The following is a 24,479-nucleotide window of genomic DNA, read 5'->3' as shown; positions in this document are numbered from 1 at the left end:
AATAAATAAAAAATTGCACCCATGAGACCACCCCTACCCCACATCAACCTTCAAAACACCCTGATATTCGGGCTGTTTGGGTTGCTTCTGGCTTCCTGCGGTTCCTATCAATCCGCCTCGTATTACGACCGGGACGGCATTTATGGTACTGAAGACCGCGTGGTGCGCTACGAAAACCCGCCTGCCCGCCAGGCTCCCCCTGCCCGTCAGGCACCAAATACCGAGCCGGACCCGTACGAAACCTATTTTGGGGATCGCGCCCGCGAACTCGGCGAAGTGCTGGACAGCGAGGTCTTTACCGACATCGATTCCTATTCGAGTTCGGACCAGGACAGCCTGGCCTATACGGACGAAAACCTGATCGGCAACCCGAACGATTATTTTGCCGAAAACAACAACGACTACGAAGGATACCCGGCCTGGGGCGACCAGGGCGGCAACCTCACAGTGAACGTCTACGGAGGCGGCTGGGGCTACAACAACTGGGGTTGGAACAACTGGGCCTGGGGCAGCCCGTGGGCCTTTGGTGGCTGGTATTCCCCCTGGGGGGCTGGCTGGGGCTTCAACAACTGGGGCTGGGGATGGAATTCCTGGCGCTGGAACCGTTGGGGCTGGGGCTGGAACAACTGGGGCTGGAATGGCTACTGGGGCTGGGGCAACTGGTACAGCCCGTACTACGGGTACGCCGGATACTGGGGGAACCGCTACTGGCGCAATGGTTTCTACCGAAACGCCTATGCCTATAACTCCGGGCGCCGGGGGCTCTACAACCGGAATCCCGGGGTAACCCGCAACGCCAGGTACAGTTCTGCGGCGCGGACCACCTCGCAATACCGCACAAACAGCGGACGCTCCAATCTGAATCGCAATGGCCGGTATTCTGCAGCCAGGTCGCGCTCCAACCTGGACGCGGCCGCCCGCAACCGGGCGTATCGCTCCAGCAGGTCTACCCGGACCTCCCCGTCCTATGGCAACTCCAGGAGTTCCCGTTCTTACAGCGGGTCATCTAGGGGGTATAGCCGATCCTCGGGATACAACCGTTCGGGAAGCACCCCGAACCGGAGTTACTCGTCCGGCAGGACCAGCAGGGGGCGCTCGGGCACGTACAGCAGCGGCCGAAGCAGCAGCCGGTCTTCTGGCAGCTACCGCAGCAGCGGCCGAAGCAGCAGCCGGTCATCGGGAAGTTTCCGCAGCAGCGGCGGCAGTAGCCGGTCTTCAGGCAGTATGCGAAGCAGCGGCGGCAGCAGCCGGTCTTCAGGAGGGCGTTCTTCCGGGGGTCGCAGCGGGGGCCGGAGCGGCGGACGCGGCGGCATATAACGATCATCCCCTTTTCATAATCAAAAAGCATCACCAATGAAGCGTATATTCACTTTCATCCTGCTCGGCCTGTGCGTTAACGCAACCGCGCAGACCGTCAACGACGTACTCCGATACGGCCTGGAAGAAACCCAGGGATCGGCCCGTTTCCAGGCAATGGGCGGGGCTTTTGGAGCCCTGGGTGGCGACCTGTCCTCCCTGAACATCAACCCGGCCGGATCTGCCGTCTTCAGCAACAACATCCTCACCGTCTCCGGCGGGAACTACAACCGGGACAATACGGCCGGCTTTGGCCCTGCAGGTGGCACCCTGGAAGGGCTCAATGCGGTAGAACTCAACCAGGTTGGAGGCGTATTCGTGTTCAAGAGCACCGAAGGGGCAGCCTGGAACAAACTGGCCCTCGGGGTGAATTACGACATGGTGGAGAATTTTGACGACTCCTACCGGATCATCGGCAGCAACCCCAACGGTATCGACACATACTTCCTGAACTTTGCCCAGGGCGTCCCGCTCGGGCCATTGCGCGTCCGGGAAGGGGAAACCGTGGTGGATGCCTACCTGGATATCGGATCGAGCCTCGGGTTTGCGGACCAGCAGGCATTCCTCGGCTTCCAGGCCGGGTTCATCGACCCGGTAGACCCGGATGACGACGGGAATACGGACTATTTTTCCAATGCGGACTACTCCACCGTCAACCAGGACTACATCCAGAGTACCAACGGGTACAACAGCAAGTTTACACTGAACTTTTCCGGCCAGTACCAGGAGAGTTTCTACCTGGGGGCTTCCCTGAATTTCCATTCCGTCCTGTACGAGCGCCTGACGTTCCTGGACGAAAGCGGTTACGACGCGGGCTCCCCCATTCAGTCGGCCACCTTCGACAGCTTCCTGCATACCGAAGGGTCCGGATTTTCCATGCAAATCGGCGCCATCGCCAGGCTGGGCGATGTAGTACGGATCGGCGGGGCATACCAGTCCCCTACCTGGTACCGCCTCACGGACGATTTCTCCCAGGCGGCCAATTCGGATTTTGCCGACAAAAACCCGAATGTCACCAATATCAACCTGGGGGTGATCAACCTCTTTGACACCTATACGATCAAAACCCCCGCCAAGGTTACCGGGAGTGTCGCCCTGGTATTCGGGCCCGAGGGGTTACTGAGTTTTGACTACGACTACCAGGATTTCTCCAACGCGGAGCTACGCCCTGCATCCGACGCCAATTTCGCCTCGGAAAACGCTTATATGGCTGAAGTACTCGGCGGGGTCTCCACCTATCGCCTGGGCGGGGAATACCGGATCGACCGGGTAAGCCTGCGCGGGGGGTACCGCTACCAGACGAGTCCGTATAAGGAGGAGGGAATCTGGGGAGACCTGGAGGCTTATTCCGGCGGTATTGGCTACAGCTGGGGGCCCAACCGGCTCGACCTCTCCTACAGCCGCAGCGAACAGGACGTCACCGAGGCGCTTTACGACGGCGGCCTGGGGGATGCTTTTATCAACCGCGTAAACAATTACGTTACCGTGGGATATACGCTGAACTTCTAAAGCGCAGCTAGACGGTTTTCAGCTTAAATCCTACCGCTTCAGCGTAAAGTGGGCCCGGACCAGGTTCGCCACCAGGACCCCCTGTTCGTCCCGGCTGTATTCCAGGCGGAACCAGTAGTCGGAAGACGGGAGGGGCCGGCCGTTGAAATTGCCGTCCCATCCCACACTTGTCTCGTCAATCTGCTTGAGGAGTTTTCCATACCGGTCAAAGATGAACACCACCGGTTCGGTGAGCTCTTCAATCCCGAGGATGTGCCAGGTATCGTGGATGCCGTCCGCATTCGGGGTAAAGAACTTCGGGTAGCCGATTACCAGGAATTCGGTGGGTTCGGTGGTCCCGCATCCGTTCCGGTCGTTGATGACCACCGTGTTGATCCCCGGGGGGACGTCGTTGAAAATCGGGGACTCCTGGAATGGCCCGCCGTTGATGGCGTACTCGTAATCCCCGTTCCCCACCGGGATGATCTCAATGTTGTTGCTGTCCGACAAATCCGCGAGGATGTCCACCCGGTCCAGTTGGGGTTCCCCATAGAAGGTAATCAGGATATCGTCCGCATACACCTCCGAGGTCGTTGCGGTGACTTCCACAAAATACCGGCCGGAATCCGGGCTGGAGACCGTTAGTTCGGTTTCCCCGGGCCCCGAGGCGAGGGTCGCGTCGATCGTGCCGTCGTCGTCGTAATCCACCGACCAGACAATATCCGCAATATCCGGGCCCGCCGGGGAATTCAGGGCACTCAGCACGATATCCGGGTCGCCTTCGCAGGCGGTGATGTCCAGGCCGAGGAATTCATCCCGAAGCGTACAGTCCAGGGCCGTGTCCTGGTTGGTGTTTACCGAATTCCCGGTAAAAGTCAGCGAAAAGGGTTCGGGGTCCCCGTCAAAATTTGTGTTGTAATTGTTGATGAGCAGGTAGTAGATTTCCCCGGGTTGTACCTCGAGGAACGCGTCGTAGGTGTTCTGGCTCCCCGTCAGGTGGGGTGCGCCAACCTGCCCGTTTTCCGGGTTGATGCCCACCCCGGTAAAATTGGTGTCGTTCACCTCGTAGTTGCACCGGATGGGCTGGGCCGTGCCATTGCTGATATCCGCACAATCCACATCCGGGCCGTACAGGGCAAAGTCCCATTCAGCGGTCACAGTCCCCGACGCTCCCGGAAGCGCCTCGATATCAAAGCCTATCTGCCCCCCGGTACCCGCCCGGAAAACAAACCAGGACGTATTGTTCTCGATATTCGCAGAAGTATTGCTGCCTTTTTCCAGGCAACCCGATTGGCGGATGACGTCCGGGTCAAAATCGTCGATATCGCCCCCGCCGTCTGCAAACCACGTGCGCACGGTATCCGCGCAGACCGGGATGGCCGACCGGCAATCCGGTGAGTTCTGGGCGGTCACGGCCGGGACATAAAGCAGGCAGCCCAGGAGTAATACCAGGTAGTTCTTCATAGGGTTTGGGGCACGAATTTCTGTATAGTATAACTCCCGCGGGTACGATTTAGTATAGGTTTACCGAAGTTTTTGACCGTTAATCGACCAACGGACAAGGCATGGGAGCCTCAGCGTTTCAGGGCGAAATGCGCATTCAGGTACCGGGCTTCCACCCGCTGGCCGTTGGAGTCCGTGTAGGTCAGGCGGAACCAGTAGTCGGCACCGGGCAACAGGCGCCCGCGAAATGTACCGTCCCATCCGGCGGAGGTGCCGTCCATTTGTTTGAGCAGTTTCCCGTAACGGTCAAAAATGTGCACCACCGGGTCGGTGAGCGTTTCGATGCCGCGAATGTGCCAGCGGTCGTGTTGTCCGTCCCCGTTGGGGGTGAAAAATGGCAGGTAGCCCACAACCGTAATCGTCTCGGTAATCTCCCCGCAACCGAGGGCATCCCGCATCCGTACCTGATGGGATCCGGCTGGTACGCCTTCAAATACGGGACTCGACTGGAAGGCGCCGTCATTCAGGGCGTATTCAAAGTTCCCTGAGGCCTGGGTTTCCACCGTCACGCGGTTCGACGCGGACAGGTCTTCCACCAGGATATCCGAAATGCTCGGGGGGGCCGAGAGGATAACCTCCACGGTGCGCTGGGCCGTACAGATGCCCCCTCCTGAACCGGTGGAAGCGGTAAGCGTAAAGGTGCCCGCCTGGCTGACCGTACGCCCGGGGCCGGACAGGCCGTCCTGCCAGCTGTAGGCCACCCCCGGTTCCGCCTGGGACAGCCCGATGAAGGCGCTGCCGCCATTGTCGCAGATATATACCTGCTCGTCAAAATCCAGGTTCGGGGTCAACAGGACCTCCAGTTCAAATTGGGAGGAGGCGTCGTAACAATTCGGGTTTTCCAGGGAGGTCACCCGCACATAAACCGTATGGTTCCCCGGGCCCGGAGACCAGTTGTCCGGCAGGGCGGCGATCCCCGCCTGTGCATCGAAATTGCTGGCGTGATAGGTTACGCGGAACTCCCCGGGGTCCTGGGTTCCCAGGGCTTCGGCATCCCGGGCAGGCAAGTAATAGGGCGGGTCGCCGCTGCAGATCATCGCATCGGCTACGGGTTCGGACCGGGCTGCAGGGCTGAAGCCCACCTGGACATCGCTGACTTCCTGGGAGCCGTCCGGCAGGTCGACCACGATACGGTACATGGCTGCTGCAGTTGCCGAATAGGTTCCGGATGTTTCCCCGGGAATGAGGCTAAAACCGGACCCCGAATCCGCATACCACTGGTAGCCCGTGGCAGACGAAGTCGTTCCATCCAGCAGTACCGCATCGCCTTCGCAGGCCGCTACAGGTGGCCCCAGCAGGTTACTGATGATGGAGCAGTCCAGGGCATCATACGGATGGTCCTCAAAGATCTGGCCCGAAAACTGGATGGAAAACCCGGAATTCGTATTGCTGAAATTGTTGATGAGCAGGTAGTAATCCTCCCCGGGCTGTACGTCCAGCCAGGGTTCGTACAGGAAGGTATCCGCATTTCCCGAAGGGTCTTCCCCTACCCCCATATAGACTTCGCGGTCCCGGTTGTCGAAAAAATTGCAGCGTACCGGCTCCCCGAGGCTACCGCAATCCGAGGCGCGATACAGGGCAAAATCCCAGTCCTCGGACGGGTCAAAGGAAATGTTGAAGCCCAGTTGCCCGGCAGCCCCCGTCCGGAAACGATACCAGGCGGAATTCGATTCGATATAACCCGAGAGGGTGGGCTCCAGGCAACCCGAAGTTGCCGCGCCCCCGAAATCGTCGGTGCCATACCCGGAAGTCCCCCCGTTCACGGGGGTATTGCTGCAAATCGGAATAGCCGTCTGGCAATCCGGGGAAATCTGTGCGGTCCCCCAGGATGCCACCAACAGGAAAAGACCTGCCGCCAGGCCGGTTTGTCTGCGTCTTTTATACATGGTCGTACTTGGGCAAAATAAAAATAGGAAGGCCATTTCCTTAACACGAATTTATGTTGTGTACCCGCCCAAACACGCCATAAAGTGGCATATAATGTATATCTTTGCCAATTGTAAAGTACCCTACCGATGAAAACCGATCCAGCATTGGAAACTTCCCGGGAATCCTTTATGGAGGACCATTTTACCGGAAAAGAAGAAACCCCCTTGCGGGAAGATGCGTTCCGTTTGAGCGATGAAGAAAAGATCGACCGCATCCGCCAGAATGTGCGGGATATTTTGCTCACCCTGGGCATGGACCTGAACGACGACAGCCTCCGGGGCACCCCGGACCGTGTGGCGAAAATGTACGTAAAGGAAATCTTTGCCGGGTTGCACCCGGACCGCCGCCCCAAATCTTCGACCTTCGACAACAAATACAAGTATGGGGAGATGCTGGTGGAGAAGAATATTACGGTGTACAGCACCTGTGAACACCACCTGCTGCCAATTGTCGGCAAGGCCCATATTGCCTATATTTCCGGCGGTTCAGTGGTTGGTTTATCCAAGATGAACCGCATTGTCGACTACTACGCGAGGCGCCCTCAGGTACAGGAGCGGATGAACATCCAGATCGTCCGCGAACTGCAGCGGGTTTTGGGCACCGAAGACGTCGCATGCGTCATCGATGCCAAGCACCTCTGCGTCAATTCCCGCGGGATCCGCGACGTGGACAGCAGCACGGTGACCTCGGAATACGGGGGCCGATTCAAGGAAGAAGAATCACTCCGACGGGAATTCCTGGAATACATCAACCTGGATACCGAATTTTAAGCCCATTCCATGGCGCTCTACACGGAACAAACCCTTAAAGTCCACAATTCCCTTACCGGGACCAAGGAAACCTTCACCCCCATCCACGAAGGCCACGTAGGCATGTACGTCTGCGGGCCGACCGTTTACAGCAACGTCCACCTGGGGAACTGCCGGACCTTCATGTCCTTTGACCTGATTTTCAGGTACCTCAGGCACCTGGGCTATAAAGTCCGGTTCGTGCGCAACATTACGGATGCGGGCCACCTGGAGGACGATGCCGACCAGGGGGAAGACAAGATCGCCAAGAAGGCGCGGCTCGAGAAAATCGAGCCCATGGAGGTGGTGCAGCGCTATACGGTGGATTTCCACAACATCCTGCAGCGCTTCAACCTGCTCCCCCCGAGTATCGAACCCACGGCTACAGGCCATATTGTGGAGCAGATCGAGATCATCAAGGTGATTATGGGCCGGGGATACGCCTATGAGAAGAACGGCTCGGTGTACTTCGACGTAAAACGGTTCAACCAGGATTACGAGTACGGCAAGCTGAGCGGCAGGAAGCTGGAGGACATGATTGCGAATACCCGCGAACTGACCGCCCAGGACGAAAAACGAAACCCGCAGGATTTTGCCTTGTGGAAAAAGGCCGAGCCCCAGCACATCATGCGCTGGCCTTCTCCCTGGGGGGAAGGATTCCCGGGCTGGCACCTGGAATGCACCGTAATGAGCACCAAGTACCTGGGGGATACTTTTGATATCCACGGGGGTGGCATGGACCTGAAATTCCCGCACCACGAATGCGAGATTGCCCAGGCCGAGGCAGGGAACGACCAGTCGCCCGTCCGCTACTGGCTGCATGCCAACATGCTTACCCTGAATGGCAAGAAAATGGCCAAATCCACCGGGAACAACTTGCTCCCGGGGGAGATTTTCAGCGGGGAAAACGACATCCTGAGCAAGCCGTTTGCGCCAACGGTGGTCCGCTTCTTTATGATGCAGGCCCACTACACAAGCATCCTGGATTTGAGTGACGAGGCCCTGCTCGCGGCAGAAAAGGGATACAACCGCCTGATGGAAGCCATGGAACAGCTCCCCGGCCTGCCCACCGGCAAGACGTCCGATTTCGATGTGGCTGCGTGGCGGCAACGCTGCTATGACGCGATGAATGACGATTTCAACAGCCCGGTACTGATTGCCCAGCTGTTCGAAGCCGTCAAGACCATCAATCTGGTCCGGGACGGGAAACAATCGCTTTCCCCGGCCGACCGGGATACGCTGCAGGAAACCATGGAAGGCTTTGCCTTTGAGGTGCTCGGGTTGGAACCTGGACGGAGCCAAACCCAGGAAACCGAGAAACTGGAAGGTGTAATGAAGCTGGTCATCGACCTTCGGAACCAGGCCCGGGCGAACAAGGATTACCATACTTCCGACCAGATCCGGGACACCCTTTCGGAACTCGGAATCCAACTCAAGGACGGCAAGGAAGGGACGACCTTTACCCTCTAACCCCCAAAAAGCGGTTATGAAAAACAAACTCGCCTTGCCGCTTATCTGGCTGGTGCGCGGGTACCAGCGCTATGTTTCCCCCCTGACCCCGCCGAGTTGCCGCTACAGCCCTACCTGTTCCCAATATACCCTGGAGGCGCTGAAGAAACACGGGGTGTTCAAAGGGGGCTGGCTGGCGTTGAAGCGGATTGCTTCTTGTCATCCATGGGGCGGTTCCGGCTACGACCCGGTGCCCTGATCCCAAACTGCAACCACAGGCCAGCGCGCCACCTCGCCCACAGCTCAAAAGGTCCACTGGACCTTTTCATTCCGCTGTGACGGGGGAGGTTCCGGCTACGACCCGGTGCCCTGATCCCAAACTGCGACCACAGGCCAGCGCGCCAGCTCGCCCACAGCTCAAAAGGTCCCACGGACCTTTTTGACTCGCTGTGTCGGGGGGGAATTTGTATCTTAGCCGGCAAATTACCGCTATGTTTCTACTAGGTTTCACCTGGAATCCGGACGATACGCTGTTCAAGCTCGGGGTGTTGCAGATCAAATACTATAACCTCCTTTGGATTATCGCCTTCGCCGTCGGGTGGTACCTGATGAAGCAGATCTTTCAGCGCGAAGGCCGTTCCCGGGAGCAGCTGGATGCCCTTTTTATCTATGCCGTACTGGCCACCATGCTGGGTGCGCGCCTCGGGCATGTGTTTTTCTACGACTGGGATTACTACAGCAGCCACCTGGTAGAGATATTGCTTCCCATCCGCGAACAGGCCGGGAGCAGCCTCTTTGGAATTATCAACGGGTATGAGTTTACCGGCTTTACCGGTTTGGCCAGCCACGGGGCCGCTATCGGAGTAATTATCGGGATGTACCTCTTTACGAGGAAGTACAGTTCCTTCAACATGCTCTGGGTCCTGGACCGGATTGTCATCCCCGTCTCCCTGGGGGCCTTCCTGGTTCGCCTGGGAAATTTTTTCAACTCCGAAATAAACGGCAAAATCACGGATGCCTCCTTTTTCCTGGCAACCCGTTTCGTCCGGGATTCGGACGACATGCCGGCGGGCCAGGCCATGCACATTACCGGGGAACGCACCCCGGAGGCCGCCTACAGGGCCCTGACAGACGACCCGCAATTTGCGGAACACCTCCAGGCCATCCCCTTCCGGCACCCGGCCCAGTTGTACGAGGGCCTGTTGTATATCGGCGTTTTTGCGATCCTTTACTGGCTCTACTGGAAGACCTCCAAGGCCGCTCGTCCCGGGTACCTCTTTGGCCTGTTCCTCGTATTGCTGTGGAGCATCCGGTTTGTCGTGGAATTCGTTAAGAAGAGCCAGGGCGGGTTTGAAGATACCCTGGGATATCTCTCCACCGGCCAGTGGCTCAGCATCCCCTTTGTCCTTTTGGGCCTGTATTTTATGTTTCGGCCCACTAAGCCTGCAAGCCATGCCTGATCACCAAGCAACCGCGATTCGCCGTATTTTCAGCCGGCTGACGGCAGCCCTGTGCCTTGCTGCCTTTTGCTGCCTGTCCGGGTGCCGCGATGCCGAAAAGCCCGCGCTCAAAACCGAAGAGGTCCGCTTTACAAAAGAAGGGGTCCTGGAAATCCTGTCGGCCGAATCGGATTCCGTCCTGGCCGTATTGGAGATTGAAATTGCAGATACGGAATACGAGACCCAGACCGGGTTGATGTACCGGAAGGAAATGAAGGATAACCGGGGGATGCTGTTCCTTTTCGACGCAGAGGAACAACACGCATTTTACATGAAAAACACGCTGATCCCACTGGATATTATCTTTATCGGTTCGAATCGGGAAATTGCCACCATCCGGCGGAACGCCCAACCCCTGGACGAAGGCAGTATACCCTCCGGGGTCCCCGTCCAGTATGTCCTGGAGGTCAATGCCGGGCTCAGTGAACAATGGGGCCTGGAACCCGGCGACCGGATTCGTTGGGAAAGGACCGATTAGCAGATGGCTGAGCATACCGTCATATTCACGGATAATCATTCGGACAAGTACGCATTCTCGGAGTCGCTGCTGCAGGGCAATCCGCCGGAGGCCCTCAGTGGGCTGCGGAGCCTGAGTGGGGCATTGTTTTCGAATGCGCGGATTGCAGACTTTATTGAGGAAGAAGCCCGGCACCAGCGTTCGGACCTGCAGCCGCAGCCCGATCGGGAGTTGCGCACCTACTCCAGCGGGGAGCGCAAAAAAGCCCTCCTGGCCTACCTGCTGCAACAACAGCCCGATTTCCTGATCCTGGACGACCCCTTCGACAACCTGGACCGGGAATACCGGGAATCGCTGTCGGGGCAACTTGAAGAACTCGCGCGTACGACCCTGTTGATCCAATTGGCAAGCCGTCCTTCGGATGTGCTCCCCTGTATGGTCCACCGGGCATTTCTCGAGGGGCAGAACCTGGTGGGGTTCCCCACCTACGAACCCGAAATCCCGTCGGGGCCCCGGATTACCGGTTCCATCCCGCCCCCGCCCGGGCCACTGCCCGAACTTCCCGAAACGCTCGTGGATTTCCGCGACGTATCCGTAGCCTACAGCGGGCGAACCATCGTGAGAAATATTGACTGGCGGATCCGGCGGGGCGAATTCTGGGAACTCCGGGGGCCAAACGGAAGCGGGAAAACCACCTTGATTTCCCTGATTACCGGCGATAATCCAAAAGCATACGGACAGGAGCTCTACCTCTTTGGCACCAGAAAAGGCAGCGGGGAAAGCGTCTGGGACATCAAAGAACACATCGGGTATTTTACCCCGGCCATGGCCGATCGGTTTCGCGGATACCACAGCGTTGAAAACATGCTCATTTCCGGGTTGACGGACTCAGTAGGCCTCTACCAGCAACCCGGGGACCTCCAGCTTTCTCTCGCCCGGCAGTGGATTGGTCTGCTCGGGATGGAACAGGAGCGGGAGGTGCTGTTCCGAGATCTCACGGAAGGGCAGCAACGCCTGGTTTTTTGTGCCAGGGCGATGATCAAGCACCCGCCCCTGTTGATCCTCGATGAGCCTACCGCTGCCCTGGACGAGCCATCGGCCTTCCTGGTTGTGTCGCTAATCCGTAAAATGGCGGCGGAAAGCCGTACGGCCGTTGTCTTTGTTTCCCATCGGCCAGAACCCGGGCTGCATCCGGAAAAAACGCTTTTCCTTGAAAGCGGACAAGGCGGATCCCGGGGTCGCATCGCCTGAGCGGCTCCCCCAAATTAATTTTTCGTAACTTATTGAGGCTTTCCGTAATACGGGCAGCATTGCAACCATCGCCGGAACTGGCGGTTTTCCAGCTGCACGAATCAATTACCTCCTTTAATATGCCCACAACGCTCGTTTTTAAAGAGACCCGGGACTATCTCGAAATCACCCTGAAAAATCCACGGAAAAAGGGGACGGAGGTAGATACCTTTGCCGATATGTGGAGAGAATTCGCTCTCCAGTGCCGGGCTACCGACCAGGTACGCGTGATGGCCCGGATACAACTCCGCCAGAAACAATCGGTGGAATCCGCCTATCAGATTGCCCGCGCGGCCATTAAGGGCAGCTGGCAACGGGAGTACAAGCTCGCCCTGGTAGCGCGGTTGGAAGACCACTTCTACCTGACGCTGCTCAGGGACTTTATGGTCCACGAAGGCTTTGAGGTAGATTTGTTTACAAGCCGGCGGGCAGCCCGAAGGTGGCTCTTGTCCGAATAAAAAAATCGCTGCCCTCGGGCAGCGATTTTTTCAATTGATGCATCGGGTGCCGTTTCCGGCAGCCGCGGGATGCTTACTTTTTACCTGCAGAGATTTTCCTTGACAGGGAATCGAACATGATAGGCGTTGCGATAAAGAGGGACGAATAGGTACCCACGATCACCCCGACAATCATCGCAAACATAAAGCCTCGCAGCGTCTCCCCTCCAAAAATAAAGATAGACAGGAGAACGACCAGGGTCGTGAGCGAGGTATTCAGCGTACGGCTCAGCGTACTGTTCAGGGCCATGTTCGTATTTTCCCCGGCACGCCAGCCGCGTTCGGCAATGATCTCCCGAATCCGGTCAAAGACTACCACTGTATCGTTCAGGGAATAACCGATAACCGTCAGGATGGCGGCGATAAAAGCCTGGTCGATTTCCATGCTGAAGGGCATCAGCGAGCTGGTGACCGAGAATACCCCCAGCACGATCAGCACGTCGTGGAAAACGGCTGCCACGGCGCCCAGCGAGAACTGCCAGCGCCGGAAACGCAACAGGATATAGAGGAAGACAACCGCCAGGGAACCAATGACCGCCCATACAGCATTCTTCTTGATATCGTCGGCAATAGTCGGCCCGACTTTCCGGTACTTCATCACCCCGACATCCTCATTCGTCCCCCCGGGAACAAAATCTTCATAGGTGGTGCCGTCCGGCAGGTATTTCTGGAGGGAGTTAAACAGGATCCCCAGGATTTCCTCGTCCACCTCGGTGCCCTGCACGTCCACCTTGTACTTTGTGGTCACCATGATCTGGTTGGCGTCCCCAAAGGTCTTGGCACTGGCACTCCCCAGGGCGTCGGTCAATTCCCCGGAGATTTCAACCGGGTTCACTGCGTCCACAAAGCGGATCTGGTAGTTCCGCCCCCCGACAAAATCCACCCCCTGGTCAAGCCCCTTGGTAAACAGGGAAGCCAGCCCGGCAATCAGCAGAACGCCGGATACCACGTAGGCGATTTTCCGCTTGGAGAGGAAGTCGATGTTCATATTCTGGAACAGGCCGCGGGTAATCCCGGTTGCAAAATCGAGTTTCCGGCCGCGGCGGTTCAGGTAAGCGTCAATAAGCAGACGCGTTACAAAGATGGCCGTGAACAGGGAGGTCAGGATACCGATGATCAGCGTGGTGGCAAAGCCCTTGATAGGACCTGAGCCGAAAACCAGCAGGATCAGGGCGGTGAGCCCGGTGGTGATATTGGCGTCCAGGATAGAGGATAGGGCGTTGTCAAAACCGTCGGAAACAGCCTGCGCCATCCCCTTGCCTTTTTGCAGTTCCTCCTTGATACGTTCAAATATCAGCACATTCGCATCCACGGACATACCGATGGTCAATACAATACCGGCAATCCCCGGCAGCGTCAGTACGGCGCCCAGGCTGGCGAGCACCCCGAATATCAGCACGATGTTGAACACCAGGGCGATGTCCGAGAACAACCCGGCCCTGCCGTAATAGAAGATCATCCAGATCAATACAAAGATCATCGCGATCACAAAGGAGGTAAACCCGCTGTCGATGGCTTCCTGCCCCAGGGAGGGCCCGACCACAAACGAGTCGATGATTTCCGCCTCGGCGGGGAGTTTCCCGGCCCGCAGTACGTTGGCAATATCCTTGGTCTCCGTCACGGTAAATGTGCCCGTTATTTCAGAGCTACCCCCGGGAATCCCGCCTTTTTGGGAAACCCCGGGCGCGGTGTACACCCGGTTGTCCAGCACGATGGCAATCCCCGTATTATTCAGGTTGGCTTCGTTGGTGAGTTCCTGCCACTCACGGGCCCCGCGGACGTTCATGTCCATCCCCACAGCCGGCCGGTTGTACTGGTCAAACTGGTCGCGGGCATCGCTGACCACGTCCCCGCTCATGCGCGGCACCCCGTCCCGGTTCGATTTCAGGGCGTACAGGGCTGCTACTTCGGTGCCCTGGGACGGGCGTTCCCACATAAATTTCGTAAACTGGACCTGGGGCGGCAAAAGCCGGCGGATGCGGGGCATGCGCAGCCAGGATCCGATTTCGGCCGTATCCTGGATGGCCGCCAGGCCGATGGCATAGCCCGGGCCGTTGAGTTGCAGCTTTTCGAAAAGCGGGTTGCGCTCGGTGGCGAGGTCCAGGGAGTCCTGGGCAACGTCCGAAAGCAGGGAGTCGATTTCGCTGGCTTCTTCCATGGGTTCCGGCGTATCCGCCTCCACGATGGATTTGAGCTCTTCGTTGGCCTGGATAAAGAAGTTGATCAGGTGCTGGTTGCCCGGTTCGTAGGTTTCCCAAAACTCGAGCTGGGCCGTACTCGAGAGCAGGTCCTGCGCACGGGCGATATCCCGGGCCCCCGGGAGTTCCACCAGGATCCTGCCGGAATTCCCCTCCCGCTGGATATTGGGCTGGGTGACGCCGAAACCGTCAATACGTTCCCGGAGCACTTCAAACGCGGAAACAACCGCTTCATCCACCTTCCGCCGGATGATGGGCTTTACCTCCTCGTCGCTCATCTCAAAATTGATCTCGTCGCTCAGCCCCTTGTTGGCAAAAATATCCGGGGAGGCCAGCTTGGTGTCGCCTTTCACGGCGTCAAAGGCATCGAAGAACAATTCGAGGTACGTTTCATCGCTGTTGCGGGATGCAGCATCCGCATCTGCAAGGGCCTTGTTGAAGGCCGGGTTCTTGGTGTTGTTTGCCAGGCCGGAGAGGATATCCCGCACGGAGATCTGCAGCGTTACGTTGATACCCCCCTTCAGGTCGAGGCCTTTGTTGAGCTCTTTCTTCTTAGCATCCTCATAGGACGTAAAGCCGAGGATCGGGTTTTTGGCCACCGAGTCCAGGTATCTGGCTTCTGCCTGTTCCCGCTTGGCGACATAGTCTTCCTCATCGGTCGAAACCGCAGCCGCCGCATGGGCTTCCGCGTCGGATTCGATCTTAGAGGTAATGAAGGTGTAGGATAACTGGTAGACACTCACCAGCCCGAACAGCAAAGCAAAAAGCTTTATAAGTCCTTTATTATTCATGAGTTAAATGCTTATCTGAAATAATTACGGTGCTGCAAACAGCGTGCAAATATATTACTTCCCCTAGGAACTGCCAATAAAATCAGTGCTTTTGTAACGGCCCTCAAGGCGCTGGGAATGTGGGTTTCCCGCATGGGTGGCACCATGAAAAAAGGCATGCCCTCAGCGCGCATGCCTTTTGAAGTTCCCTTGCCGGCAACCAAGCGGCAGTCCGTATTTATCCAGGTTAAACCACCCGGGGGACCGGCCGGGGCCGGGACAATCGTTTACACGTCCAGCAGGGCGTTGGTCTTGGATACCCCTTCCGCACTCTGGGCCATTTTGGCTTTTTCGGCCTCGCTCAATTCAATTTTGACGATTTCCTCGATGCCGTTGCGCCCCAAAAGCACGGGGACGCCGATACAGAGGTCGTCTAGGCCGTATTCCCCCTGCAACAGGGCGGAACAGGGGAACATTTTCTTCTGGTCGCAGGCGATGGCCTGTACCAGGGCAGAGACGGCAGCCCCCGGGGCATACCAGGCGCTGGTGCCCAGGAGTTTGGTCAGGGTGGCCCCGCCTACCTTTGTGTCTTCGGCCACCTGCGCCAGCCGCTCCTCGGAAAGGAATTCGGAAACCTTAATGCTGTTCCGCGTCGCATGGCTGGTGAGGGGCACCATGCCTGTATCGCTGTGCCCCCCGATCACCATCCCGTCAACATCGGAAATCGGGGCGTCCAGGGCTTCGGCCAGGCGGTATTTAAACCGGGCGCTGTCCAGGGCACCGCCCATCCCGATAATCCGGTGGCGCGGCAGGTCGGTGGATTTATGTACCAGGTAGGTCATCGTATCCATGGGGTTGGAAACCACAATGACGATGGCTTCCGGGGAATGTTCCAGCAGGCTGGCGGAAACCGTCTTTACGATGCCCGCGTTGATGCCGATAAGCTCTTCACGGGTCATGCCCGGTTTGCGGGGGATGCCCGAGGTGATCACCACAATATCGCTTCCGGCCGTTTTCTTGTAGTCGTTTGTAGAACCGACGATGCGCGTGTCAAAACCGTTCAGGGATGCACACTGCATGAGGTCCATCGCCTTGCCCTCGGCAACTCCTTCCTTGATATCCAGCAACACCACTTCCGAGGCGAAATCCTTAATGGCGATATACTCTGCGCAGCTGGCTCCTACGGCTCCTGCACCCACAATGGTAACTTTCATAATACTCTATTTATAGTTGATTTTCAGCCTGCCAAAAATAGGGAAAAATAGCCGAATATCCGAGGATTCCGGGGCGATGTGGAGCCCCGGCGGAGCGGATGCCGAATCCGGGCCGGATGTTAAGGTTTTGGGCCGTTCATCGAATTACAGGGCTCCGGGAACGTCGTTGGTCGAAAAAAAACAATACGCGAGGCTTCGCCCCGTTGCAAGTATACCCCAAATCTCAATTGAGCTGAACCATGAGACGTAAAGTTCCCTTTTTCCTGCTCTTAATTTGCACCCTGACCCTGACCGCCTGTTCCGAGGTGGAAACCAACAATGACCCGGTAATCGGGATCTGGAGCCGTGCCGATTTTGCGGAGGCCCCGGAGGGCCGCATTTCCGTTAGGGAAGAGTGGATATTCAACGATGCCTACCTGGGGCGTTACCACCGGTACGAGGGCAATGTCCTTACGGTAAAAACGGATTTCGGGTGGGAAAAAGAAGGGGCGGTCTACCAAATTGAATATCCGGGCCTGGACCGGGAGGCAGACCGGGTGACCCTGAAACAAAACCCGGACAGCGCGTTGCTCCTCGACCTGCAGGGCGAGGTGCTGGCACAGCGGGAATAGCCCGCTTCAAACAAGCCCATTTCTTACCATTTCTATATGAAAACAGCCCCGGCCTAACAAGGCGGGGCTGTTTCGCTTTGCGGGATTGCGGGCCTCCTACCGGAACCCGAAATTGATGCCTGCGCTCAACAGATTGAACTCGGCCAGGGTATAGTCCACGTGCAGGCGGAAGAACCCTAGCTTTAGTTTGGTTCCCAGGGTCGCCGTGGCGCCGCTGGCTTGCTTGTTGATCGAGAACGGATCCTCATAGGTTGTCTGAAACGGGCCGGAGGTAACCGTATACGTCCCGAGCACATCGGTATCCGATTTCCCGGTTACGTAGCCGAGCCCCCCGTAGAAGTTAATCACCGGCAGGCGCGTGGCGGCCATCGCCTGGAAGCTCCAACCGCTGATGCGCGTATCGATCCGCTGGTTTTCCCCGTCGATGAAATTCGTGTCCGTAAAATCGTAGCTGCCGTTGAGTTGGGTAAAGCCGATAAACCCGGAAATAGACACGGGAAACAACCGATTGGCCGGTATGTGGCTTGTAAACTCGTGGAGCAGCCCGAACCCGAAAAGGCTCACAGCCACGTCGTCTGTCTGGATTTTAGGCAAAAAACGGGCTTTTACCTCGGTGCCTTTAACGAGGCCTACCCCTACCTGGATATAAGCGGCGGGCAGGAAATTGATATTTTCAGAAGCCAGGCCCGATGGAAGCTCAAAGCTTTCCGAGAAGAACCCGTTCTCATCTTCAACCACCACGCGGACACCTTCGATGTCCCCCAGGGCGGTTGCCACGGATTTGGAGGTGCTGCCGTCTTCAAAACGCAGGTTTTCGTAATCCGCCGTATTGAGGACAAAACTCTTTTTCTCCTCCTTGTTCTTGAATCCGGCCATCGACCCCACAATGGAGATCTCGAAACCTCCGAGCGGTTTGGCGGTAGCCGTGTTTAGCCAGGAACCGGACAAGCTGAATATCGTACCTTCTGAAACCGGTGAAAGATAGTCATTGGTAAACCGTTCCGCATCGTTCAGGCCTGCTGCCAGCAGGTCGTTTACATTCGATTGTGCAGCGGCAAATCCCCCGGCGAGCAGGAAACTTGCAACCAGTAGCGTCTTTTTCATTTGTAGGAATTTGCCTCTAAACTAAAAAACCCCGGCTGGAGGGCCGGGGTTTTTGTTGTGAAATCGGGATTCTTATACGTCAATGTTCGCATAAACGGCGTTTCGCTCGATAAATTCGCGCCTCGGAGGGACTTCATCCCCCATGAGCATTGAAAAAATCCGGTCCGATTCGGTGGCATTGTCGATGGTCACCTGCCGCAGCGTGCGGAACTCCGGGTTCATGGTGGTATCCCAGAGCTGTTCGGCGTTCATTTCCCCAAGACCCTTATACCGCTGGATCCCCGGGCTGCCGCTGCTCGTACTGAGTTCTTCCACGATCGCATCCCGTTCCTTATCGTTCCAGGCGTACCGCTTTTTACTCCCCTTCTTGACCAGGTAAAGGGGCGGTGTGGCGATGTAGACGTGTCCGCCTTCGATCAACTCCCGCATGTACCGGAAGAAGAACGTCAGGATTAACGTCTCGATATGGCTCCCGTCCACATCCGCATCACACATGATGATCACCTTGTGGTAGCGGAGTTTGTCGAGGTTCAGCGCCTTGCTGTCCTCCTCGGTACCGATGGTAACCCCCAGGGCCGTATAGATATTTTTAATTTCTTCGTTTTCGAAGACCTTGTGCTGCATGGCCTTTTCCACGTTCAGGATCTTCCCCCGGAGCGGCAGGATGGCCTGGGTATTCCGGTCGCGCCCCATTTTGGCCGTACCGCCGGCCGAATCCCCCTCCACGAGGAAGATTTCGCAGCGTTCCGGGTCCTGGTCGGAACAGTCCGCCAGTTTGCCCGGGAGCCCGCCACCGCTCATCGGGTTCTTCCGCTGGACCATTTCCCGGGCCTTGGCGGCAGCATGCCGTGCCTGGGCTGCGAGGATTACCTTCTGCACGACGGTCTTGGCATCGTCCGGGTGCTCCTCCAGGTAATTGGTCAGCATCTCGGATACCGCCTGGCTGACGGCCGCAGAAACCTCCCGGTTCCCCAACTTGGTCTTGGTCTGGCCTTCAAACTGCGGTTCGGCCACTTTTACCGAGACAATGGCCGTAAGCCCCTCCCGGAAATCGTCCCCGGCTACCTCAAACTTCAGTTTGTCCAGCATGCCGGAAGCATCCGCGTATTTCTTCAGGGTGGTTGTCAGGCCCCGGCGAAAACCGGAGAGGTGGGTCCCCCCTTCGTGCGTATTGATATTGTTTACATAGGAGTGCAGGTTCTCGGTATAGGAGGTGTTGTAGACCATGGCGACCTCAACCGGGATATCGTTTTTCTCGCCTTCCATGGAGATGACGTCTGCGATCAGCGGCTCCCGGTTCCCGTCCAGGAAGCGGATAAATTCCTTGAGCCCCTCCTCGGAGTAGAACCTCTCGGAGAGGTACTCCCCCTTTTCCTTAACGCGCCGATCGGTAATGGTGATGGCAACGCCCTTGTTCAGATAGGCGAGTTCTCGCATCCGGTTGGAAAGCGTATCGTAGCTGAACTCTATGGTCTGCTGGAAGATTTCCGGGTCCGGGTGGAAGGTGACGATGGTCCCGTTAAGATCGGAAGTCCCGGTGCTCTTAACCGGGTAGAGCGTCCGGCCGCGTTCGTACTCCTGCTCCCAAATCTTGCCTTCCCGGTAAACGGTGGCTTTCAGGTGTTTCGACAGGGCATTCACCACGGAAACCCCTACCCCGTGCAAACCGCCCGAAACTTTGTAGGAATCCTTGTCGAACTTCCCGCCGGCACCGATTTTGGTCATCACCACTTCCAGGGCGGAAACCCCCTCTTTCTTATGCAGGTCTACCGGGATCCCCCGGCCGTTGTCCTCAACGGTTATCGAATTGTCCTCATTGATCGTCACGGAGATCGTATCGCAGTGCCCCCCCATGGCTTCGTCAATGGAATTATCCACTACTTCGTAAACCAGGTGGTGCAGCCCGCGCACCCCGATATCGCCGATATACATCGACGGACGCATCCGCACGTGTTCAATGCCTTCAAGCGCCTGGATACTGTCTGCCGAGTAACTTTTTCCTTTTACTTCTTCGCTCATTCGTTTACAGGTTGTTTTTCTGCAATTTTGCAATCTCACAAATATACGAAATACCCCTGCAAACAGGCCGGTTCCGGCAGATGGAACCCACCCGAGTTATCAACAATTCCTGTGGACAAAAACGCGGCCCGGAGAGCTACTTTTCATAGGCGTCCGCGTGGACCCTGGCAACGGCCCGGCCGGAAGGGTCGTTCATGTTGCGGAACGCCTCGTCCCATTCCAGCGCAATCCGCGTACTGCAGGCTACAGAAGGCTCCTGAGGCACGCTTTCCGCGGCCGCATCGCTCGGGAAATGCGATTCAAAGATGCTCCGGTAATAATACTCCTCCTTGGAGGTCGGGGTCTGAATCGGGAATCGGAAATGGGCATTGGCCAATTGTTCGTCGCTGACAGCCTCCGCGACCACTTCCTTAAGCGTATCGATCCAGCTGTAGCCCACCCCATCCGAGAACTGCTCCTTTTGCCGCCAGGCCACGCTTTCGGGCAGGTAGTCTTCAAAGGCCTTGCGCACCACCCATTTTTCCATTCGCTCCGGGGTGATCATTTTATCCCGCGGATTCAGGCGCATGGCCACATCCATAAACTCCTTGTCGAGGAAGGGCACGCGCCCCTCGATCCCCCAGGCCGCCAGGGATTTGTTGGCGCGCAGGCAATCGTACATGTGGAGCTTGTCGAGTTTCCGGACGGTTTCCTCGTGGAAATCCCGCGGCCCGGGAGCCTTGTGGAAGTACAGGTATCCGCCAAATAGCTCGTCGGCCCCTTCGCCCGACAACACCATCTTGATCCCCATCGATTTGATCACCCGGGCCATCAGATACATAGGCGTGGATGCCCGTACCGTGGTGATGTCGTAAGTCTCCAGGTGGTAAATCACGTCCCGCACGGCGTCCAGCCCTTCCTGTATGGTAAATTTTATCTCGTGGTGGACCGTCCCGATATGGTCGGCCACTTTGCGGGCAGCCGCCAGGTCCGGGGAGCCTTCCAGCCCGACGGAGAAGGAGTGCAGCTGCGGCCACCAGGCATCGGCCTGGTCGCCGGACTCCACCCGCTTCTGGGCATATTTCTTTGCGATAGCCGAGGTAACCGAGGAGTCCAGGCCTCCTGAAAGCAGCACCCCGTAGGGTACGTCGGACATCAGCTGCCGGTGGACCGCGTCCTCCAGTGCCTTGCGCAGGGCAGCGATATCCGTGGGGTTATCCTCTACTGCGTCATACTCCATCCAATCGCGGCTGTACCAGCGCTGAAACCCTTCCTGGTCGCTCAGCATGTAGTGGCCGGGCGGAAATAGCTCAATGCGCGTACAGGTACCCTCCAGCGCCTTTAGTTCAGAGGCCACATAAAAGGTGCCGTGCCGGTCCCAGCCAATATACAGCGGGATAATACCCATATGGTCCCGGGCGATGAAATACCGGTCCGCCTGGCTGTCGTAGAGGGCAAAGCCAAAAATCCCGTTGAGTTCATCCAGGAAGGCCGGGCCCTGCTCCTGGTAGAGGGCCAGGATAACCTCGCAATCGGATTCGGTGCGGAAGTCGTAGGTCCCTTCAAAGCGTTTGCGAAGGGATTGGTGGTTGTAGATTTCTCCGTTTGCAGCCAGGACCAGGTTGCCGTCCGGGCTGTAAAGCGGTTGTTTCCCGGATGCCGGGTCTACGATGGCCAGGCGCTCATGGGCCAGGATGGCCGTATCCGACATGTGGATGCCATTCCAGTCCGGCCCCCTGTGTCTCAGGACCCGGGACATTTCCAGCATCTGGGGCCGTAAATCCTCGGCCGGTTGTTTCAAATCGAAGGCACATACAATTCCGCACATGGTGATAGAGTTTTATTGTGGAAGCAAAATTGAGTGATTTATTTCTATTTATAAATAATACATGTGTTTTTTATTATATAATGTAGTTTAAAAACAACTATTTGTTCTGATGTGAAGCTTCCCCCCCGGGAAAATCAGTCGGAATCAGTAAATGTGTAAGAAAAGGAAATTTTAACGACACTTTAGAAGAAAAGCGGGTAAAAAGCCCCTAATTTTAACACACTCATTTAAATACGATCAACATGAAACGAATACTTACTCTTTTCGCCGTGGTTCTCGCCATGGTTACCACTACCAATTTGCAGGCCCAGGAATTCCCGGGGCTCGATAAAAGCCCGATGGATATCGCCCTGTATCCGGGCAGGGAACCCGGCAAGGTGGTTCGCGTTATCTACAGCCGCCCCCAACTCAAAGGCCGTGCCCTGGCCGATCTCGCTCCGGCGGGCAAGGTATGGCGCACCGGGGCCAATGAAAATACGGAAATCACTTTCTACCAGGATGTGAATTTTGGCGGAAAGGATATTTCCGCAGGGACCTATTCGCTCTTCACGATCCCGGGGGAGCGTACCTGGACGGTTATCCTGAACAAAAACCTCAACCAATGGGGGGCCTACACCTATGATGAAGCTGCCGATGTGGCGCGGATCGAAGTTCCCGCCGCCTCGGATGCCAACTCCCTGGAACCTTTTTCCATTGCCTTCAAGGAAGCGGAAGACGGAGTGCATATGGTTATGGGCTGGGACAAGACCCGTGTGGCTGTACCGATCACCATGTAAGAAATTCGTCTGCAATCCCGGTTCAGGGGGTTGCATCGAACGCAAAAAACCGGCCCCGTATGGAGGCCGGTTTTTTTTATTTCTTATGGCCGCATGCGGCAACCGGGTCAATACACTTTTCGGCCGTCGACAAAGGTGTTGATCACTTCGATGTCCTTCAGTTCCTCCGGAGGCACCTCCATCAGATCGCCGTTGAGGATTACAAAGTCTGCGCGTTTCCCGACTTCGATACTGCCTTTCTCATCTTCCTCAAAATTCGAATAGGCCGCCCAGCGCGTCATCCCTTTCAGGGCTTGCTCCCGGGTGAGCGCATCCGCCATTTGGAAACCGCCCTGCGGATACCCGTCGGAATCCTTCCGCGTAACGGCGGCGTAAAAGGTCAGCATCGGGTTCACCCGTTCCACCGGGAAATCCGTTCCAAGGGCCACCCGGCCGGATGCCTCCAGCAATTGCCGAAAGGCATAAGCGCCTTTCATGCGCTCGGGGCCCACCCGGTCTTCGGCCCAGTACATGTCGCTTGTGGCATGTGTCGGTTGCACGGACGGGAGGATTTTTTCACTAAAGAGGGCGATATCGGCCGTATCGACAATCTGCGCGTGTTCCACTTTCCAGCGCGGATCCGCCACGGTGTCCAGCGCATTCCGATAGGCTCTCAATACAGCGATATTCGCAGAATCCCCGATAGCGTGCGTATTCATCTGAAATCCTGCGGCGGCAATCCGCTCTGCCAGCGAACCGAGTTCCCCCGCCGGGGTGATCATGGCGCCGAAATGCCCGGGCTGGTCCGAATACGGCGCCTTCATGGCCGCGCCCCGGGAACCCAGGGCCCCGTCCCCGTACACCTTTACCGAGCGAACATTGAGTTTCGGGGTTTTATACACACCACGCTCCAGGTAGTAATCCAGGTTTTCCGGGGTGTTACTGATCATCGCATACACGCGGATGTCCAGGGCACCTTTCCGCTGCAGGCTGTCGATCAATTCAATGGCATATCGGCTGAGGCCTGCGTCGTTTACCGTGGTCAGGCCGTTGCTAAAACAAATTTTCTGGGCCTCTTCCAGGGCGCGAATCAGGGCATCCCGGCCCGGTGCCGGCCATTGCTCGTACACCAGCTGCATCGGGCTGTCCACCAGTACCCCGGTAGGCTCCCCGTCCTTTAGGATTACTTCACCCCCCGGTACCTGCGTATTTCCTGTAATGCCGGCCAAATCCAGGGCTTGCTGGTTGACCAGCAGGGCATGTCCGTCAATGCGTACCAGGGCAACGGGAATGTCCGGGAAAAGGGAGTCCAGGGCCGTTTTGTCCGGGAATTCCTTAACCTCCCAGTCGTTCTGGTCCCATCCACGGCCCATCAGGTATTCGGGTTGATGGGCCTGGTAGGCCGCCTGCAGGCTGTCCAGGATCTGCTCAAAACTCGTCGTCCCCACCAAATCGACGTTTTCCTGGTTCAAGCCCAGGTTCAGGAAATGGCAATGGGCATCGATGAGGCCCGGTACAATCGTTTTTCCGCCCGCATTGAGCATCCAGGGGGCTACAAATGCGCCCCGAATGGAGTCCGTACTGCCGACCCCCACAAACCGACCGTTCCTGATGGCGAATGCCTCCGCCTTTGAGAACTCCCCATCCACGGTATAGGCATTTGCATTGAATACGATCAGGTCTGCTTCCTGCTGGCGGGGCTGGCAACTCCCCAACAGCAAAATCAGCGCAAGAAGCATCCCGGT

19 protein-coding genes are annotated in these 24,479 nt (G+C 57.2%); 11 read left to right on the top strand and 8 right to left on the bottom strand.

Annotation, left to right across the window (positions count from 1 at the left end; all coding sequences use genetic code 11):
* The first annotated feature begins 21 nt into the window (after positions 1 to 21).
* Together RB2501_RS15770 and RB2501_RS07040 are read left to right on the top strand one after the other, a co-directional pair.
* Positions 22 to 1,317 carry a hypothetical protein gene (locus RB2501_RS15770; RefSeq protein ID WP_015754075.1) on the top strand — a complete coding sequence of 432 codons (1,296 nt, stop codon included), beginning with the start codon at positions 22 to 24 and terminating at the stop codon, positions 1,315 to 1,317.
* A 36-nt stretch (positions 1,318 to 1,353) separates the two neighbouring features.
* Complete coding sequence (locus RB2501_RS07040; protein WP_015754074.1) at positions 1,354 to 2,865, top strand: OmpP1/FadL family transporter; 1,512 nt, start codon at positions 1,354 to 1,356, stop codon at positions 2,863 to 2,865.
* Positions 2,866 to 2,895: 30 nt separating this feature from the next.
* Here RB2501_RS07040 and RB2501_RS07035 read toward each other — a convergent pair whose 3' ends face one another.
* Positions 2,896 to 4,308, bottom strand: a complete 1,413-nt coding sequence (locus tag RB2501_RS07035) for a T9SS type B sorting domain-containing protein (protein WP_015754073.1) — start codon at positions 4,306 to 4,308, stop codon at positions 2,896 to 2,898.
* 110 nt (positions 4,309 to 4,418) lie between these two features.
* Positions 4,419 to 6,233 carry a T9SS type B sorting domain-containing protein gene (locus RB2501_RS07030; RefSeq protein WP_015754072.1) on the bottom strand — a complete coding sequence of 605 codons (1,815 nt, stop codon included), beginning with the start codon at positions 6,231 to 6,233 and terminating at the stop codon, positions 4,419 to 4,421.
* Positions 6,234 to 6,362: 129 nt separating this feature from the next.
* On the opposite strand from RB2501_RS07030, the gene folE reads away from it, so the two are divergent.
* The 7 genes from folE (at position 6,363) to RB2501_RS06995 (ending at position 12,217) form a co-directional block, all read left to right on the top strand.
* On the top strand, positions 6,363 to 7,046 hold the full coding sequence (folE, locus tag RB2501_RS07025) for a GTP cyclohydrolase I FolE (RefSeq protein WP_015754071.1): 684 nt from the start codon (positions 6,363 to 6,365) through the stop codon (positions 7,044 to 7,046).
* A gap of 9 nt (positions 7,047 to 7,055) precedes the next feature.
* On the top strand, positions 7,056 to 8,534 hold the full coding sequence (cysS, locus tag RB2501_RS07020; protein ID WP_015754070.1) for a cysteine--tRNA ligase: 1,479 nt from the start codon (positions 7,056 to 7,058) through the stop codon (positions 8,532 to 8,534).
* A gap of 16 nt (positions 8,535 to 8,550) precedes the next feature.
* On the top strand, positions 8,551 to 8,772 hold the full coding sequence (gene yidD, locus RB2501_RS07015) for a membrane protein insertion efficiency factor YidD (protein ID WP_015754069.1): 222 nt from the start codon (positions 8,551 to 8,553) through the stop codon (positions 8,770 to 8,772).
* A gap of 232 nt (positions 8,773 to 9,004) precedes the next feature.
* Positions 9,005 to 9,973 carry a prolipoprotein diacylglyceryl transferase gene (gene lgt, locus RB2501_RS07010; protein WP_015754068.1) on the top strand — a complete coding sequence of 323 codons (969 nt, stop codon included), beginning with the start codon at positions 9,005 to 9,007 and terminating at the stop codon, positions 9,971 to 9,973.
* Positions 9,966 to 10,490, top strand: a complete 525-nt coding sequence (locus tag RB2501_RS07005; protein WP_015754067.1) for a DUF192 domain-containing protein — start codon at positions 9,966 to 9,968, stop codon at positions 10,488 to 10,490. The genes lgt and RB2501_RS07005 overlap by 8 nt, the downstream gene beginning before the upstream one ends.
* A 3-nt stretch (positions 10,491 to 10,493) precedes the next feature.
* Positions 10,494 to 11,720, top strand: a complete 1,227-nt coding sequence (locus RB2501_RS07000) for an ATP-binding cassette domain-containing protein (protein WP_015754066.1) — start codon at positions 10,494 to 10,496, stop codon at positions 11,718 to 11,720.
* Positions 11,721 to 11,839: 119 nt separating this feature from the next.
* The gene (locus tag RB2501_RS06995) at positions 11,840 to 12,217 is read left to right on the top strand and encodes a hypothetical protein (RefSeq protein WP_148214309.1); all 378 of its coding nucleotides are present in this window, start codon (positions 11,840 to 11,842) and stop codon (positions 12,215 to 12,217) included.
* 73 nt (positions 12,218 to 12,290) lie between these two features.
* Here the strand turns inward: RB2501_RS06995 and secDF are convergent, their stop codons facing one another.
* Positions 12,291 to 15,245 (bottom strand): protein translocase subunit SecDF, encoded by a 2,955-nt coding sequence (gene secDF / locus RB2501_RS06990; protein WP_015754064.1) that lies wholly within the window; start codon positions 15,243 to 15,245, stop codon positions 12,291 to 12,293.
* 266 nt (positions 15,246 to 15,511) lie between these two features.
* Positions 15,512 to 16,438, bottom strand: a complete 927-nt coding sequence (locus tag RB2501_RS06985) for a malate dehydrogenase (protein WP_015754063.1) — start codon at positions 16,436 to 16,438, stop codon at positions 15,512 to 15,514.
* A 239-nt stretch (positions 16,439 to 16,677) separates the two neighbouring features.
* On the opposite strand from RB2501_RS06985, the gene RB2501_RS06975 reads away from it, so the two are divergent.
* Positions 16,678 to 17,049, top strand: coding sequence for a hypothetical protein (locus tag RB2501_RS06975; RefSeq protein ID WP_015754062.1), 372 nt, complete (start codon positions 16,678 to 16,680; stop codon positions 17,047 to 17,049).
* Between the two features lie 96 nt (positions 17,050 to 17,145).
* Here the strand turns inward: RB2501_RS06975 and RB2501_RS06970 are convergent, their stop codons facing one another.
* The 3 genes from RB2501_RS06970 to asnB all read right to left on the bottom strand — a co-directional run bounded on the left by RB2501_RS06970 (position 17,146) and on the right by asnB (position 21,979).
* Positions 17,146 to 18,153 (bottom strand): DUF6588 family protein, encoded by a 1,008-nt coding sequence (locus RB2501_RS06970; RefSeq protein WP_015754061.1) that lies wholly within the window; start codon positions 18,151 to 18,153, stop codon positions 17,146 to 17,148.
* A gap of 72 nt (positions 18,154 to 18,225) precedes the next feature.
* Entirely contained in the window at positions 18,226 to 20,172 is a 1,947-nt protein-coding gene (gene gyrB / locus RB2501_RS06965; RefSeq protein WP_015754060.1) for a DNA topoisomerase (ATP-hydrolyzing) subunit B, read from the bottom strand.
* Positions 20,173 to 20,308: 136 nt separating this feature from the next.
* Complete coding sequence (asnB, locus tag RB2501_RS06960) at positions 20,309 to 21,979, bottom strand: asparagine synthase B (RefSeq protein WP_015754059.1); 1,671 nt, start codon at positions 21,977 to 21,979, stop codon at positions 20,309 to 20,311.
* A 242-nt stretch (positions 21,980 to 22,221) separates the two neighbouring features.
* Here asnB and RB2501_RS06955 point away from each other — a divergent pair, with 242 nt between their 5' ends.
* On the top strand, positions 22,222 to 22,755 hold the full coding sequence (locus RB2501_RS06955) for a DUF2911 domain-containing protein (protein WP_041327057.1): 534 nt from the start codon (positions 22,222 to 22,224) through the stop codon (positions 22,753 to 22,755).
* A gap of 107 nt (positions 22,756 to 22,862) precedes the next feature.
* Here the strand turns inward: RB2501_RS06955 and RB2501_RS06950 are convergent, their stop codons facing one another.
* A complete protein-coding gene (locus tag RB2501_RS06950; RefSeq protein ID WP_041327581.1) occupies positions 22,863 to 24,473 on the bottom strand; it encodes an amidohydrolase in 1,611 nt (536 codons plus the stop codon).
* Positions 24,474 to 24,479 lie beyond the last annotated feature (6 nt).

The sequence above is a fragment of the Robiginitalea biformata HTCC2501 genome (assembly GCF_000024125.1).
Taxonomy (GTDB): Bacteria; Bacteroidota; Bacteroidia; order Flavobacteriales; family Flavobacteriaceae; genus Robiginitalea; species Robiginitalea biformata.
This window is presented reverse-complemented; position numbering and strand designations above follow the sequence as displayed.

Excerpts from the sequence above, each read along its gene's own strand:
- RB2501_RS15770 (WP_015754075.1), top strand. The coding sequence starts at position 22 with ATGAGACCACCCCTACCCCACATCAACCTTCAAAACACCCTGATATTC.
- RB2501_RS07040 (WP_015754074.1), top strand. The coding sequence starts at position 1,354 with ATGAAGCGTATATTCACTTTCATCCTGCTCGGCCTGTGCGTTAACGCA.
- RB2501_RS07035 (WP_015754073.1), bottom strand. The coding sequence starts at position 4,308 with ATGAAGAACTACCTGGTATTACTCCTGGGCTGCCTGCTTTATGTCCCG.
- RB2501_RS07030 (WP_015754072.1), bottom strand. The coding sequence starts at position 6,233 with ATGTATAAAAGACGCAGACAAACCGGCCTGGCGGCAGGTCTTTTCCTG.
- folE (WP_015754071.1), top strand. The coding sequence starts at position 6,363 with ATGAAAACCGATCCAGCATTGGAAACTTCCCGGGAATCCTTTATGGAG.
- cysS (WP_015754070.1), top strand. The coding sequence starts at position 7,056 with ATGGCGCTCTACACGGAACAAACCCTTAAAGTCCACAATTCCCTTACC.
- yidD (WP_015754069.1), top strand. The coding sequence starts at position 8,551 with ATGAAAAACAAACTCGCCTTGCCGCTTATCTGGCTGGTGCGCGGGTAC.
- lgt (WP_015754068.1), top strand. The coding sequence starts at position 9,005 with ATGTTTCTACTAGGTTTCACCTGGAATCCGGACGATACGCTGTTCAAG.
- RB2501_RS07005 (WP_015754067.1), top strand. The coding sequence starts at position 9,966 with ATGCCTGATCACCAAGCAACCGCGATTCGCCGTATTTTCAGCCGGCTG.
- RB2501_RS07000 (WP_015754066.1), top strand. The coding sequence starts at position 10,494 with ATGGCTGAGCATACCGTCATATTCACGGATAATCATTCGGACAAGTAC.
- RB2501_RS06995 (WP_148214309.1), top strand. The coding sequence starts at position 11,840 with ATGCCCACAACGCTCGTTTTTAAAGAGACCCGGGACTATCTCGAAATC.
- secDF (WP_015754064.1), bottom strand. The coding sequence starts at position 15,245 with ATGAATAATAAAGGACTTATAAAGCTTTTTGCTTTGCTGTTCGGGCTG.
- RB2501_RS06985 (WP_015754063.1), bottom strand. The coding sequence starts at position 16,438 with ATGAAAGTTACCATTGTGGGTGCAGGAGCCGTAGGAGCCAGCTGCGCA.
- RB2501_RS06975 (WP_015754062.1), top strand. The coding sequence starts at position 16,678 with ATGAGACGTAAAGTTCCCTTTTTCCTGCTCTTAATTTGCACCCTGACC.
- RB2501_RS06970 (WP_015754061.1), bottom strand. The coding sequence starts at position 18,153 with ATGAAAAAGACGCTACTGGTTGCAAGTTTCCTGCTCGCCGGGGGATTT.
- gyrB (WP_015754060.1), bottom strand. The coding sequence starts at position 20,172 with ATGAGCGAAGAAGTAAAAGGAAAAAGTTACTCGGCAGACAGTATCCAG.
- asnB (WP_015754059.1), bottom strand. The coding sequence starts at position 21,979 with ATGTGCGGAATTGTATGTGCCTTCGATTTGAAACAACCGGCCGAGGAT.
- RB2501_RS06955 (WP_041327057.1), top strand. The coding sequence starts at position 22,222 with ATGAAACGAATACTTACTCTTTTCGCCGTGGTTCTCGCCATGGTTACC.
- RB2501_RS06950 (WP_041327581.1), bottom strand. The coding sequence starts at position 24,473 with ATGCTTCTTGCGCTGATTTTGCTGTTGGGGAGTTGCCAGCCCCGCCAG.